Source organism: Paenibacillus tritici (genome assembly GCF_018207515.1).
Lineage (GTDB): Bacteria > Bacillota > Bacilli > Paenibacillales > Paenibacillaceae > Paenibacillus_AQ > Paenibacillus_AQ tritici.
Map to the genome: position 1 here is coordinate 5,079,066 of NZ_CP073365.1, position 13,317 is coordinate 5,092,382.

13 protein-coding genes are annotated in these 13,317 nt (G+C 55.6%); 8 read left to right on the forward strand and 5 right to left on the reverse strand.

Annotated elements, in window-relative coordinates:
• The first annotated feature begins 68 nt into the window (after positions 1-68).
• On the forward strand, positions 69-971 hold the full coding sequence (locus KDC22_RS22120) for a manganese catalase family protein (RefSeq protein WP_173129759.1): 903 nt from the start codon (positions 69-71) through the stop codon (positions 969-971).
• A gap of 309 nt (positions 972-1,280) precedes the next feature.
• Here the strand turns inward: KDC22_RS22120 and KDC22_RS22125 are convergent, their stop codons facing one another.
• A complete protein-coding gene (locus KDC22_RS22125) occupies positions 1,281-2,408 on the reverse strand; it encodes a DNA alkylation repair protein (protein ID WP_211720323.1) in 1,128 nt (375 codons plus the stop codon).
• A 162-nt stretch (positions 2,409-2,570) separates the two neighbouring features.
• On the opposite strand from KDC22_RS22125, the gene KDC22_RS22130 reads away from it, so the two are divergent.
• The 7 genes from KDC22_RS22130 (at position 2,571) to KDC22_RS22160 (ending at position 10,254) form a co-directional block, all read left to right on the forward strand.
• Entirely contained in the window at positions 2,571-2,822 is a 252-nt protein-coding gene (locus KDC22_RS22130; RefSeq protein ID WP_246552857.1) for a hypothetical protein, read from the forward strand.
• Positions 2,823-3,030: 208 nt separating this feature from the next.
• A complete protein-coding gene (locus tag KDC22_RS22135; RefSeq protein WP_173129762.1) occupies positions 3,031-4,026 on the forward strand; it encodes a LacI family DNA-binding transcriptional regulator in 996 nt (331 codons plus the stop codon).
• Positions 4,027-4,163: 137 nt separating this feature from the next.
• Positions 4,164-5,585 carry a tagaturonate reductase gene (locus tag KDC22_RS22140; RefSeq protein ID WP_211720324.1) on the forward strand — a complete coding sequence of 474 codons (1,422 nt, stop codon included), beginning with the start codon at positions 4,164-4,166 and terminating at the stop codon, positions 5,583-5,585.
• Positions 5,586-5,622: 37 nt separating this feature from the next.
• Entirely contained in the window at positions 5,623-7,110 is a 1,488-nt protein-coding gene (locus KDC22_RS22145; RefSeq protein ID WP_211720325.1) for a UxaA family hydrolase, read from the forward strand.
• A gap of 36 nt (positions 7,111-7,146) precedes the next feature.
• Complete coding sequence (gene uxaC / locus KDC22_RS22150; protein WP_211720326.1) at positions 7,147-8,568, forward strand: glucuronate isomerase; 1,422 nt, start codon at positions 7,147-7,149, stop codon at positions 8,566-8,568.
• A gap of 17 nt (positions 8,569-8,585) precedes the next feature.
• Complete coding sequence (locus KDC22_RS22155) at positions 8,586-9,284, forward strand: rhamnogalacturonan acetylesterase (protein WP_211720327.1); 699 nt, start codon at positions 8,586-8,588, stop codon at positions 9,282-9,284.
• A 127-nt stretch (positions 9,285-9,411) separates the two neighbouring features.
• The gene (locus tag KDC22_RS22160; protein ID WP_211720328.1) at positions 9,412-10,254 is read left to right on the forward strand and encodes a sugar phosphate isomerase/epimerase family protein; all 843 of its coding nucleotides are present in this window, start codon (positions 9,412-9,414) and stop codon (positions 10,252-10,254) included.
• Positions 10,255-10,351: 97 nt separating this feature from the next.
• Here KDC22_RS22160 and KDC22_RS22165 read toward each other — a convergent pair whose 3' ends face one another.
• Genes KDC22_RS22165 through KDC22_RS22180 form a run of 4 tightly spaced genes read right to left on the reverse strand, consistent with a single transcriptional unit; the run spans position 10,352 to position 13,296 of the window.
• A complete protein-coding gene (locus KDC22_RS22165) occupies positions 10,352-10,627 on the reverse strand; it encodes a hypothetical protein (protein ID WP_211720329.1) in 276 nt (91 codons plus the stop codon).
• Between the two features lie 34 nt (positions 10,628-10,661).
• On the reverse strand, positions 10,662-11,102 hold the full coding sequence (gene fucU / locus KDC22_RS22170; protein WP_211720330.1) for an L-fucose mutarotase: 441 nt from the start codon (positions 11,100-11,102) through the stop codon (positions 10,662-10,664).
• 26 nt (positions 11,103-11,128) lie between these two features.
• Complete coding sequence (locus tag KDC22_RS22175) at positions 11,129-11,779, reverse strand: class II aldolase/adducin family protein (protein ID WP_173129776.1); 651 nt, start codon at positions 11,777-11,779, stop codon at positions 11,129-11,131.
• Between the two features lie 14 nt (positions 11,780-11,793).
• Positions 11,794-13,296 carry a rhamnulokinase gene (locus KDC22_RS22180; protein ID WP_211720331.1) on the reverse strand — a complete coding sequence of 501 codons (1,503 nt, stop codon included), beginning with the start codon at positions 13,294-13,296 and terminating at the stop codon, positions 11,794-11,796.
• Positions 13,297-13,317: the final 21 nt, after the last annotated feature.

The window sequence follows — 13,317 nt, forward strand, 5'->3', positions numbered from 1 at the left end:
GAAGAAGTGGAAATAGGTGTAAAATAGACAAGTATAAACACACCTATTTTGCTGAGGAGATGATCATTATGTTCACACGTATGGATGAGATTATGATTGAAATCCCAGACGTTGAGAAACCGGACCCTAACGCCGCTGCGGCTGTACAGGAGCTGCTTGGCGGTAAATTTGGTGAAATGTCCACCCTCAACAACTATCTGTATCAATCCTTCAACTTCCGTTCCAAGGAGAAGCTGAAGCCCTTCTATGATCTGGTGATGAGCATCACTGCAGAGGAGTTAGGCCATGTCGAACTGGTCTCCCATGCTGTGAACAAATGTCTTAGAGGTTCAACAGCATATAAGAAGCCCGACTCCACTCCGCTGGATGCGGTCAAGGATGCAAGGCTGTCCTACCACTTCCTGGCCGGAGCCCAGGGTGCCATGCCATTCGATTCCATGGGCAACCCGTGGACCGGAGCCAATGTGTTCAACAGCGGGAATCTGGTCGAGGATCTGCTGCATAACTTCTTCCTGGAGTGCGGTGCGAGAACACACAAGATGAAGGTGTACGAAATGACTGACCATCCGGCTGCACGCGCCGTTGTCGGCTTCCTCCTTGTCCGCGGAGGCGTTCATGTGGTTGCCTATGCCAAAGCACTGGAGATTGCCACCGGCGTCAACGTAACCAAGCTGGTGCCGATTCCGTCCCTTGACAATAAGGCATTCAATGAAGCCAGAAAGTACGAGGAAAAAGGGGTTCACACCAAGCTGTACACCTGGAGCGATAAGGATTTCAGCTCCATTGACCAGATCTGGAAAGGCACCCATCCGGAGGACGGCCTGCCGCTTGAGGTGATCAAGGGTGTTCCTGAAGGCGTGCCGATTCCTGAGGCTCCCGAGTCCAAAGAGGAATTCGCACCGGGGATCTCCGAAGAAGAATTCAAGGAAATTGCCAAACGCCTTAAGATGGCGGGCAATATCAAGGACTGACGCACTTACGTATTGAACTTGAAGCTTCATCGTCACTGCGGTGAACATTTGGACTTCCGGCCGCTGTTGTCCCCAGATTTCTTAATTTATTCCGCTCTTCACGGTGGAAATCCGGGGACTGCTGATGCTTACGATGCTAGCTTTCCTACGGAAAGCTTTCAGGCGGTCGCTACCGCTCCTCCAGTTCCAAATTTCCCCTCCGCTTCTTTTGCTTTTTGTTTTTTTCTTTAGTGCTTCTTATATAGGGAACAAAAAGCGGATGCAGCGGCAGTCCTCAGAGGGCTGTCGCTGCATCCGTTTTGTTGTGCCTTATTGTATGTTCACAGTCACATCCTGGCCTTCAAGCAGTAGAGATGTGCTTGCAGCTTCCCGGCCGTTCACCAGCAGCGTGATCTGATGTCCGCCGGGATAATGACGGCGGGTGGTCAGGTCAGCCCAGCGGTGCGTCCGCGTTCCGCTCAGTCTGGAACCTCCAGAGACGGTTTTGTCGGATAACAGGAAGAGCTTGCGCGAGGTCTTGCCTGCGGCCTTCACGAAGTCGATCCCGTACTCGATGCGGATACGCACCGGCTCCCCCTCCCGGATGGTGAGCGTATATTGCAGCTCACAGCTGTCACCGATCCTCAGCACAGCCGGCTGAGCCGCGAGGACAGCCGCGGAGACAAGTGGCGCGCCGCTCTCCTCGGGAGCATAGCCGAACAGCTCCATAATCTGCGGATCTGCCTTACGGATCAGCGAGCGGCAGCCATGCCGCACGATCCAGTCCGTGTTCTCATTACCGCCCTTCCAGCGGCGGGCTGTCGCTATAACGATATCAGGGTGATCCTTCGCGATATCATTCAGATGGTTGGCAACACTTTTGCGCACATAGCGGGACGGATCTGCCTTCAGCTTCTCCAGCACCGGCAGCACCGGAGACGGGTCGTGCTTGAACATCGGCAGCGCCTGGCCCCAGGGCAGACGGGGACGGCTGCCTTCACTGGCCAGCCGCCGGACATGCTCGCTGGGATGCTCTGCCCAGAGCAGCATCCGGGCCATCACTGCTTGCGGATCACGCAGCAGGAACGGCCTGATGGCAAATTCCGCTGAGGATTTCTCAGTAAACCGTTCCAGCGCCTCCATCGACAGCTCCCAATGCTCCCCGCTTCCCCCGTATACCTCAACGAAGTCGGGGAAGATCAGATACGGGAAGCCGACACAGTCTTTATCTATCGCATATAATATTCTCAGCGCTTCTTCATAGGCCGGGGGCAGGAAGCTGCCCAGCGTCTCCGTGATCCGCCGCATCCGCGCCTTAAGCTCCAGCTCCTCCCAAGGCTCCTTCATGGCTGCTGCAACGAAGCGCTCCACCTCAAACGAACCGTAGACGGTATGAATTTTCATACCGAAGCTGTGCAAGAATTCCTTGTTGTACATTGCTTTCAGGGGTTCCGCCATTCTTCAATTCCTCCTGCTGATGTTGTTCCATCCCATTGTTTGTATATCGTAACATACCAAACCGGACAGCCTTGTGTCATATTCCCCGGAGTGACTTTCTTCGGCTGGATATATATACACAAGGCTAAGCCTATGTTCAAAACCGTCAGCCTGTCGTAAAATATGATGAATAACCCGATGAAAGGACTGGGACTTTTGCCACAGACGCTTGTTAAAAATATTGATTTTTTCGTTGCCGCCCTGTCACAGACCTTTGTGTCCGCACTTCAGCTTGATCCCGACGGGATGTACTCTCAGGTAGGCACCGGGGTCGTTGAGAAGTTCTCCGAAGAGTATGTGCGGCTAAAAAGATACGACGGCACCACCTCGCATTACGCCCGGGACATCACGAAATTCCAGCGTAACCACAGCTGATGTTTCCCGCTCCTCTGCTGAGAATAAGCCGTTTTCAATAAGCCTCCCCTTCTTATGCTTAAGACAGACCCAGGACCGGAATCCGGGTCTGTTTTTGCAATTATTTTTCACAAAATATTAACGTGTGCATTCCATTAAACTATTGACTTGACGCTGCCGGAGAACTAAAATGAAATCGTTAACAATTCTATTTTCCCGGAGTGAACCTATGATTACCATCAAAGATATTGCCCGCGTTGCCGGCGTGTCCCATACTACCGTATCCAGGGCACTGAACGGCAACCCGCTGATCAAGAAGGCCACCCGGGACAAGATTGAACGGATCGCCGCAGAAATGAACTATGTGCCGAATTACAGTGCCAAGAGCCTGGTCACCAAGCGATCCTTCATCATCGGCCTGTTCTTCTCCAGTATTGAGCAGGGGACATCGGCCAGCTTCCTGGTGGATGCCATCAAGGGCATTACGCATATTCTCGACGAGAACTATAATCTGACGGTCAACGGGATAGACGGTGTTCGGCATTACAGCAACATTCAGCCGCAGCGCTTCGACGGCATTCTGGTCATGAGCCAGAGCGATGAGGACAATGCCTTCATCTATCATGTGAAGAAGATGGGCATTCCGCTGGTCGTGCTGAACCGCCAGCTGGAGGACCCAAGCATTATGAATGTTGTGGCCAATGACCGCGAAGGTGTCAAGGAAGCTATTGATCATGCTGTTCAGCTAGGACACCGCAAGCTGGCTATTATTGAAGGCAAACCCGGCTTCAAATCCTCAAGCGAACGCAAGCAGGGCTTCCTGGACAGCCTGATTGCCGGACGTCTTCCGCTGAATCCCGAGTATTTCATCTCCGGAGATTACAGTATTGAGAGCGGATATGCGGCGATGAGCAGGCTGCTTAATCTGGAGGATCGGCCTACGGCTGTATTCTGCTCCAATGACGATATGGCGATTGGCGCCATGAATGCCTGTTATGCCCACAAGGTCGATGTGCCGGAGCAGATCTCGCTGATCGGATTCGACGATATCATGTTCGCCCGCTATACGAATCCTGCCCTGACCACCGTCCGCAAGCCCATTGCAGAGATCAGTGAGCTGGGCATGACCATGCTGATCCAGCTGCTTCAGCAGCCGGAGACCCTGCCGCAGCAGCTATTCGTTAAGACCTCGCTGGTTGTACGGGATACAGTGGCGGGTGGATAGCCCGGCCGGATGACAAGCTGCTATTTTCTGCAGGGTACGGAGCCTTCCTGGACAAGAGAAGGTGATCCGTATCCTGTTCAAAATAAAATGTTAACGTGTGCAAATTATCTTGTATGTTAAAGGAGATCATGACCATTATGACAAACCGTTTATCCAGAAGCACTCATCCGGGGTTACCCCTGCATCGTGAACGGATGATCCAATTCGGCGGTGGCAACTTCATGCGTGCTTTCGTTGACTGGCAGCTGCAGCAAATGAACAATCAGGGATTATTCAACGGAAGCGCTGTAATCGTCCAGCCCATTGCCCAATCCGTCGGCAGAGTAGCCGAGCATATGGCTGAGCAAGACAATCTCTATACGGTGCTGCTTAACGGCATCATGGACAACGAGACCGTCAATTCCCGCGAGATTATCAGCTCTGTCAGCCGGGTGATTAACCCATATATGGATTATGAAGCTTATCTTGCCCTCGCAGAGAATGATGATCTGGAATTCATTACTTCCAATACTACCGAGGCCGGCATTGCCTATCTTCCCGGTGACCGTGCGGACAGCACGCCTCCGGTGAGCTTCCCGGGCAAGCTTACCGCACTGCTCTACCGCCGGTTTGAGCTTGGCAAAAAAGGCTTCGTTATCATCCCCTGTGAGCTGATTGACCGCAACGGCGAGAAATTGCAGGAGATCGTAGAGCGTTACGCAGCCGACTGGAGCCTGGGCGGGGAATTCCTGCAATGGCTGAAGTCAGAGAACACCTTCTGCTGCAGTCTGGTAGACCGTATTGTCCCGGGCTATCCGCATGAACAGGCCGCTGCTCTGGAAGCTGAACTCGGTTATACCGATCTGGTTATGGCGACAGCTGAGCCTTTTCTCTTCTGGGTGATTGAAGGCCCTGAATCCCTGACGGAGCGTCTGCCGCTGGCCAAGGCAGGACTAAATGTTGTGATGACTCCTGATATGACGGCATACCGGGAGCGCAAGGTTCATCTGCTGAACGGTCCGCATACCGCTATGGTCCCTCTGGGTCTGCTCGCGGGTCTTGAGACCGTTGAAGATGTGATGAATGACGGGACCTTCTCCCGCTTCGTGAAGCAATTGATTGAAGAAGAGCTGATTCCTATGCTGGATCTGCCCGCTGAGGAGCTGTTGTCTTACGCCGGTGCTGTGCAGGAGCGGTTCAGGAATCCGTTCATCCGCCATGAGCTGACCTCCATCTCGCTCAACAGCATCTCCAAGTTCAAGACACGCCTGCTTCCGGTAATGCTGCGATACCAGCAGGAACGCGGCAGACTTCCAGAGCGGATCACGCTCGCCTTTGCTGCCCTGCTGCTCAGCTACCGGGGAGACCGGATTGCCCGGCAGGACAGTGCGGAAGTGCTGGCCGTGTTCGATCAGGCCTGGAGCGAGCCGTCTAGCTTCGTGAATACCATTCTTGGCGACACCAGCCTCTGGGGACAGGATTTGACCCTGCTTCCAGGAATGGGCGCCGCCATCACCGCCCACCTTGAACGGCTGGAGCGTGAGGATTCCCGCACGGCCTTACAGGAACTCGTCGGCTGAACCATTTTCCGCAAGACAAACTTTTAGGAGGGCCAACATGAAGAACTTAATGAAGATGAACCCGAGAGATACGGTAGCTGTAGCCTTGCGGCCGATTGCGGCCGGGGAAGAACTGGTCATCGACGGATTGACGGTGCGGGCAGCGCAGGATATTCCGCAGGGTCATAAGATTGCCCTGACTGATTTCAGCAGCGAAGATATCATTACTAAATACGGTTCCCCGATCGGCCATGCCACGGCTCCGATTGCGGCGGGTGACTGGATTCATACGCATAATATCAAAACCAATCTGTCCGGCGAGGAAGAATACGAGTATGTGCCTGACGTTCATCCGGTGATCTATCCGCGCCGTGATCTGACCTTCCAGGGGTACCGGCGGAGTAACGGCAAGGTCGGAATCCGCAATGATCTGTTCATTATACCAACCGTAGGCTGTGTGAACGGCATTGCCGAACAAATGCTTCAGGAATTCAAAGCCGAGCATCCCGGTCTTGGCGGATTTGACAACTTAACGGTGCTGAAGCACCCGTACGGCTGCTCCCAGCTTGGCGATGATCACCGGATGACCCGCAGTATTCTACTCGACGCGGTCAACCATCCCAATGCCGGTGGCGTGCTGGTCTTCGGCCTCGGCTGCGAGAACAATATTGTCTCCGAGTTCCGCAGCATGCTGGGCGATTATGACGAGTCGCGGGTGAAGTTCCTGGTGGCCCAGGAGGTGGGTAATGAGCTGGAAGCCGGTCTTGTGCTGCTGGAGGAGCTGTACGTAGCTGCTGAGAATGATGTCCGTGAGCCGGTGCCGCTAAGTGAGCTGAATATCGGCCTGAAATGCGGCGGCTCCGACGGATTCTCCGGCATTACGGCCAACCCGCTGCTGGGTGCGTTCTCTGACTTCATTATCTCTCAGGGCGGAACGTCGGTGCTGACAGAGGTACCCGAAATGTTCGGTGCGGAGAAGGTGCTGATGGCCCGCGCAGAGAGCCGGGAGGTCTATGAAGATATCGTATCGCTGATCAATAACTTCAAGCAGTATTTCCTCTCTTACGGCGAACCTGTCTATGAGAACCCCTCTCCCGGCAACAAGGCCGGCGGCATCAGCACACTGGAGGACAAATCGCTCGGCTGCACGCAGAAGGCCGGATCGTCGCCTGTGGTGGATGTATTGCAGTATGGCGTGAAGCTGCGCAAAAAAGGGCTGAGCCTGCTGCAGGCTCCCGGCAATGATCTGGTCGCCGCCTCTGCGCTCGCCGCTTCGGATTGCCAGCTTGTGCTGTTCACTACCGGCCGCGGCACACCGTTCGGCAGCTTCGTGCCTACCGTTAAGGTGGCAACCAACAACGATCTGTTTGCCAAAAAAGGCCACTGGATGGACTTCAACGCAGGTCCGCTGCTGGAAACGCCGATGGCCGATGTGCTGGAGGAATTCATCTCCTATATCATTGATGTCGCCAGCGGCCAAAAAACCCGGAACGAGCAGAATGAAGTGCGTGAGCTGGCTATTTTCAAAACAGGCGTAACTTTATAGAACTTATCCAAATCCATCCAAAGGGAGATCCTATCCATGTTTCTAAACGAGGACTTCATGTTATCCGGCGAAACGGCGCGGCAGCTCTATCATAACCATGCCAAAACCATGCCGATTATCGACTACCACTGTCATCTGGACCCGCGCGAAATCTATGAAGATCAGCCATTCGAGAACGTGACCGCCGCCTGGCTCTACGGTGACCATTACAAATGGCGGCTGATGCGCGCCAACGGTGTCCCTGAATCGCATATCACCGGCGACGCCTCTGATTACGATAAATTTCTGGCCTGGGCCCGCACGCTTCCCAAAGCGGTGGGCAACCCGCTATACAGCTGGACCCATCTGGAGCTGCGCCGGTTCTTCGGCGTGGAGGAGCTGCTGAACGAAGCCTCAGCTCCGGCCATCTGGGAGAAGGTGAACCGCAAGCTTGCGGAACCGGCCTTCACCCGGCGCGGCCTGATCCGCAGCAGCGGTGTGAAGATCATCTGTACTACCGATGACCCTGCCGATTCGCTGGAGTACCACAAGCTGCTGAGAGATAGTGAGACCGCCTTCCAGGTGTTCCCGACCTTCCGGCCTGACAAGGCGCTGAACATCGACGCCGAAGGCTTCGGAGCCTGGATCGGCAAGCTGGAGCTGGCCTCCGGCCAGCCGGTCAAGAGCTATGCGGCGCTGCTGGATACCCTGCGTAGCCGTGTGGAGTTCTTCCACGAGAACGGCTGCCGCCTGTCGGACCATGCGCTGGATGTGCTGCGTTATGAGGCGGGTGAGCCGGAAGCCGTTGAAGCTATTTTCGCCAAAAGACTGCAGGGTGAGCCGCTCTCGCCACAGGAAATCACGCTCTACCGCACAGAACTGCTGACGGCGCTGATCGGCTTCTATCAGGCCAAAGGCTGGACCATGCAGCTGCATCTCCATGCTTACCGCAATAACAATACGCCGATGTTCCAGAAGCTTGGACCGGATACCGGATATGACGGGATTAATGATCTGCCGCTGACCACTGCGCTGTCGCAGCTGCTTGACCGGGCCGAGAGCGGCAGCGGGCTGCCGAAGACGATTCTGTACTCGCTGAATCCCGGCGATTACCCGTCCCTGCTGGCTCTGCTGGGCTGTTACCAGAAGGATACTCCCGGCAAGCTCCAGCTCGGGTCCGGCTGGTGGTACAATGATACGCGCAGCGGCATGCGCCATCAGCTGACCCTGCTGGCTGAAGGCAGCCTGCTGGGTAACTTCGTCGGGATGCTGACCGATTCGCGCAGCTTCCTCTCCTATACCCGGCATGAATATTTCCGCCGGGTGCTGTGCGGGCTGCTCGGTGAACTCGCAGAACGCGGTGAAGCGCCGGACGATCTTGAGCTACTGGGTGCAATGGTCGAGGATATCTCCTATAATAACGCCGCCGGGTATTTCGGATTCCAGACTGCAGGCAGCGAAGCCGGGCTTCCCGTCTAGATGGAGGGCTGTTGAAAATGCCGACAATCTATATCGCCGGAGACTCAACCGCTGCCCAGAAGAGCGGCGGGGAATGGCCGATGGCCGGATGGGGCGAATTCCTCCAGGCGTATGTCAGCCGGGAGGTGCGGATTATGAACCGTGCGGTGAACGGACGGAGCACACGCTCCTTCCTTGCTGAGGGCAGACTTACAGATCTGGAGCGGGATCTCCTTCCCGGGGACTTCCTGCTGATCCAATTCGGCCATAATGACCAGAAGCTTGAGGACCCTCTTCGTTACACGGAGCCGCATACCGAATACCGCCAGAATCTCAAGAGCTTCATTGATTCCGCCCGCAGCCGGGAAGCGTTCCCCCTGCTGCTGACCTCTGTCAGCCGCCGCCGCTTCACCGCGGACGGTGAACCTGACCCGCAAGCGGTCGGGCTCTATCCACAGGTCATGCGTGAGGTTGCAGTGGAGACCGGAACCCCTCTGCTCGATATTTTTGCCGCCTCCCAGCAGCTCTACCGCACAATGGGAGCGGGAGCTTCAATGGAGCTGTTCATGCATCTGCCGCCGGACAATCGCCCCAACTACCCGGATGGCATTGCGGATGACACACATTTCTCCCAGGCCGGGGCGCAGAAGATCGCAGCCCTGGTGGCTGAAGCGCTTGTAGAGTCCGCTTCTCAGTCTTCGGCGCTTGCCGGGCTACAGCCGTATCTAAGGGTGTAGCGTGTTACACGGCTTCTCTTGGATAACGAATTGGGCCGCCTGTGGACCTTAAGGACACAAGCGGCCTTATTTGCGAAGAATAACCGCTTTGCACCAACTTAAGGACTGAACTCAAAGGAGATACCTAATGACCGTTCCGTTTCACTTGGGCGTCCGTGCCCACGACTTCAACCCATGTCCGTTGCCGCAGCTGGTGGATAAGCTGAAGGAGCATGGCTTCCCGGCGATTCAATTTGCGCTGCATAAGTCTTTTCCGGAGAGTGTGGCTGGACTGGGCGCCCTGAGTCCGGGGGCTGCCGCCTATTATGGCGATGCCTTCAGACAAGCCGGTATCCGGATTGCCGTCCTCGGCTGTTATGTCAATATCATTGATTCCGATCCTGCCAGGCGCACACAGGCATTGAGCGACTTCAGCACCCATCTGCGGCTGGCCCGTGACTTCGGCGCAAGTCTGGTGGGGACGGAGACAGGCAGTGTAGGTCAGGGATATACAACGGATAATTTCACAGAGGAAGCCTTTCAACAGGTGGTGGAGTCGGTTACAGCCATGGTTGCGGAAGCCGAGAGATTCGGGGTGACTGTCGGCATCGAAGCAGGCATCAATCATCCGCTCTATACGGCACAGCTAACCCGGCGGCTGCTCGATGAGGTGCCGTCTAATAATCTGCAGATCATTCTGGATGCTGCGAATCTGATGACGGCAGAGAATTACCTTCAGCAGGAGCAGATCGTTGCAGACGCGCTTGAGCTGCTGGGCGACCGGATCGCTGTCCTGCATCTGAAGGATTTCACAGTACTGGGCGGCGTTATCACCATCGTCCCTGCCGGACAGGGAATGCTGAATTTCGCTCCGCTGCTCCGCTACATGAAGTATAAGCGTCCGCATATCCATGGCCTGCTGGAGAGTACTCCTGAAGCGAATCTACAGGACAGCGCGCAATTCCTGCGGAGATTGTATGATGAGCTTTAAATGGTAAAACCCGTTCTAAGCCGAAACGACTACGCCGTCCTTATACCTTATAAAGGACGTACCCGTTTCAGCAGGAATAAAAAGAAAATGCCCCGGCCTATTTGGCGAACGGGGCATTTTGGGTGCTATTTTCATATTTGCAATTAAAATGCTGCACAGACTGCAACTCTTCTCCTGACGGATAACGTCTCTGGTAGAATTGTTGCACCAATGTCAGCATTCTTCTGCTAATAAGCAGTTTGGCGGAGACAATTCCTGCATTTCCTGCAACAATCATCCCCCAGCTACGGTTATTCGGGACAGCAAATTGCAAAATATACAACATTTCATCGAGACACATTATTGTGTTTGCAGAGCCCGCTGCAGCGTTCATTAGGTCCTCTGCCGGAACGCAGACGGAAGCTGCGTTATTCCCCGGCGGCAGGGGAGATTACGCCTTTTTTGAGAATAATATTCCCGTACAGCGCTTCTTCCCCGGTGATCAGAATGGCATAGCTGCTCTTGGAGCGGTTATAGAAGTCGAAACGTTCTTCATATTCGATCTGCGCTGCGCGGTCATGCCGGGTTAGAATCTCCTTGTACCTCTCCCATATCACCGGAACCGTGGGGTCCCCCTCCACTACAGCCATGAAGGCTGCCTGAGCCGGGGCATAATGATCCAGCGGGAGCAGCTCCAGGATGGCATCCAGCAGTTCGGGAATGCCGATTCCGTCAGCTCTTAAGACTCTGGAATGCAGCGCATGTCCCGGATAGTTGGCATCCGCCAGGACCAGTTCATCCCCGTGGCCCATCTCCATCAGGGTGCGGACGAGCTCCGGGGAGAGCAGCTTGGGTATTTTTTTGAGCATAACCTTCCCTCCGTTCCTCTCCCTGATCACATTCCGTAGAACGACCTCAAGGCTACCAGCTCATCAATCCGGTGTTGCGGCAGCTCACGCTCTCCGCCGATCATGCGGGTAAGGAAGGTCAGCTTCGCTGTATATTCAAGCCGCTCCATGTTCATGTAAGCAGCCATTACATCCTTGCCCCAGGTCAGGGCCCCGTGACTCTCCAGCAGAACTGCGGTTTTCTTGCCAAGGAAGGGGGTTAGCGAATCCGGGATTTCTTCGGTTGAAGGCGTCCCGTATACCGCCAGTGGAATATCCCCCATGGCTATTACCGATTCAGGCATCATCATCTTGTCCAGGGCTTCACCTTTGATCGCAAAAGCGGTCGCGTACGGAGGATGCGCATGAACCACGCCGCCCATTTCGGGCAATTCATTGTAAATCTTCAGGTGCATCTTCACTTCTGTGGACGGCCGGTAGCCCTCCGCCGCTTCCAGGATGTCACCCTGCAGATTTACTTTGACGAGCATATGCGGCTGCAGATAGCCTTTGCTGACTCCGGTTGGCGAAGCAAGCACCTCGGTTGCCGACAGGCGGGCCGAGATGTTGCCGTCATTGGCCGCAATGAAGTCCTTGTTGAACAGATTCCGGCCGATATCACAGATTAGCCGCCGCAATTCTTCTTCATGCTTATTCATAATTGCCTCCTTGATTACAGTGGGTAGAAATAATTAGTTACAGCCGGCTGATACCGGACGGGCGTGCAGGAACGGGCTACAACTCTCCGGGCTTCCGGGGCTTCGATAGCTCCCAGCGCCGTCAATTGCACCACGATGTTACCGATTGCACTCGCTTCTACCGGTCCGGCGATGACTTCTTTGCCGGTGGCATCCGCAGTAAGCTGGCACAGCAGCTTGTTCTGGATGCCTCCGCCGACCATGTGAATGCAGCTCACCGGGCGGCCTGTAATGGCCTCCAGCTCGCGGATCGTGCCTGCGTATGACAAGGCCAGGCTCTCCAGAACGGAACGGATGATCTCCGCACGGGTCTGCGGCACCGGCTGTCCGGTGCGGATACAGTAAGATTCGATCCGCAGCGGCATATCCCCCGGTGTGCTGAAGAGGGGATCATTCGGGTCCAGAATGGCAATATCCGCCTTGGAACGGTCCAGATTCACAGCAAGCTCCGCTGCCTCCTGATGGGTGAGCGGCTCCCCCGCTTCGGCCCAGCTCCGCTGGGTCTCCTGCAGCAGCCAGAGGCCGGTGATATTCTTAAGCAGCCGGTTCGTGCCGCCGAAGCAGCTCTCATTCGTGAATCCGCAGGCGAAGGCTTCATCGCTCAGCACAGGCTCCGTGGTCTCCAGGCCTACCAGCGACCAGGTACCGCAGCTAATGAACGCGGCGGCTGGCTGCGGAGGATTGAGGCCGCTAATGCGGTCAGTACCGGCAGAGCCAGAGTCATACGGGATGGAAGCCACGGCGGAAGCCGTATCATGCGAAGCCCCGGCAATGATCTTGAGCGGGCCGGTGCCGAGCTCTTCCTGGAGGGCAGGCCGGAGTTCCCCCAGCACGGTGCCAGCCGGAACCAGCCGGGGGATCAGCTCCGCCGGCAGCTCCAGCCTGCGCAGCACTTCCTCCGAAGGTGCCGTTGAGTCCGCATTCAGCAGACCGCTGGTGCTCCAGATCGTCTGCTCGGCGGCTGTAACGCCGCTGAACATATAATGGAACAGATCGGGCATCATCAGCAGCTGCCTGGCCGTACCCCGCAGCCCCGGATTCCCCTGAAGATCAGCAAATAATTGATATACCGTATTAATCAGGCTGGACTGGTTGCCCGTCAGTTTGAATTGTTCTCCGGGAGGCAGGGCCGTCTCCAGGACTGAAGCGATACCCTCCATCCGCTGGTCCCTGTAATGATGCGGGGCATACAGCAGCTCGCCCTGATCATCCAGGAGACCGTAATCGACCCCCCAGGTATCAACACTTAGCGACTGGAGCGGCCCGTATCTTCCGGCAGCCGCAGCTATTCCCTGCTTCATCTCCTGCAGCAGCTGCTGCACATCCCAGTGCAGCTGTCCTGCAACCTCTACAGGACCATTAGGAAAACGGTGGATTTCCTCCACCTCCACTTTTCCGTCCGCGAAGCTGCCCAGCATAACTCTGCCGGAGCTTGCCCCAAGGTCAATGGCCAGCAGCTTAATTCCGTTGTCATCCATTATCTGCACACCTGCTTCACT

What these genes read in the sequence shown, in the direction of transcription:
- KDC22_RS22120 (WP_173129759.1), top strand. Translation starts at nt 69, where the DNA reads ATGTTCACACGTATGGATGAGATTATGATTGAAATCCCAGACGTTGAG.
- KDC22_RS22125 (WP_211720323.1), bottom strand. Translation starts at nt 2,408, where the DNA reads ATGGCGGAACCCCTGAAAGCAATGTACAACAAGGAATTCTTGCACAGC.
- KDC22_RS22130 (WP_246552857.1), top strand. Translation starts at nt 2,571, where the DNA reads ATGATGAATAACCCGATGAAAGGACTGGGACTTTTGCCACAGACGCTT.
- KDC22_RS22135 (WP_173129762.1), top strand. Translation starts at nt 3,031, where the DNA reads ATGATTACCATCAAAGATATTGCCCGCGTTGCCGGCGTGTCCCATACT.
- KDC22_RS22140 (WP_211720324.1), top strand. Translation starts at nt 4,164, where the DNA reads ATGACAAACCGTTTATCCAGAAGCACTCATCCGGGGTTACCCCTGCAT.
- KDC22_RS22145 (WP_211720325.1), top strand. Translation starts at nt 5,623, where the DNA reads ATGAAGAACTTAATGAAGATGAACCCGAGAGATACGGTAGCTGTAGCC.
- uxaC (WP_211720326.1), top strand. Translation starts at nt 7,147, where the DNA reads ATGTTTCTAAACGAGGACTTCATGTTATCCGGCGAAACGGCGCGGCAG.
- KDC22_RS22155 (WP_211720327.1), top strand. Translation starts at nt 8,586, where the DNA reads ATGCCGACAATCTATATCGCCGGAGACTCAACCGCTGCCCAGAAGAGC.
- KDC22_RS22160 (WP_211720328.1), top strand. Translation starts at nt 9,412, where the DNA reads ATGACCGTTCCGTTTCACTTGGGCGTCCGTGCCCACGACTTCAACCCA.
- KDC22_RS22165 (WP_211720329.1), bottom strand. Translation starts at nt 10,627, where the DNA reads ATGAACGCTGCAGCGGGCTCTGCAAACACAATAATGTGTCTCGATGAA.
- fucU (WP_211720330.1), bottom strand. Translation starts at nt 11,102, where the DNA reads ATGCTCAAAAAAATACCCAAGCTGCTCTCCCCGGAGCTCGTCCGCACC.
- KDC22_RS22175 (WP_173129776.1), bottom strand. Translation starts at nt 11,779, where the DNA reads ATGAATAAGCATGAAGAAGAATTGCGGCGGCTAATCTGTGATATCGGC.
- KDC22_RS22180 (WP_211720331.1), bottom strand. Translation starts at nt 13,296, where the DNA reads ATGGATGACAACGGAATTAAGCTGCTGGCCATTGACCTTGGGGCAAGC.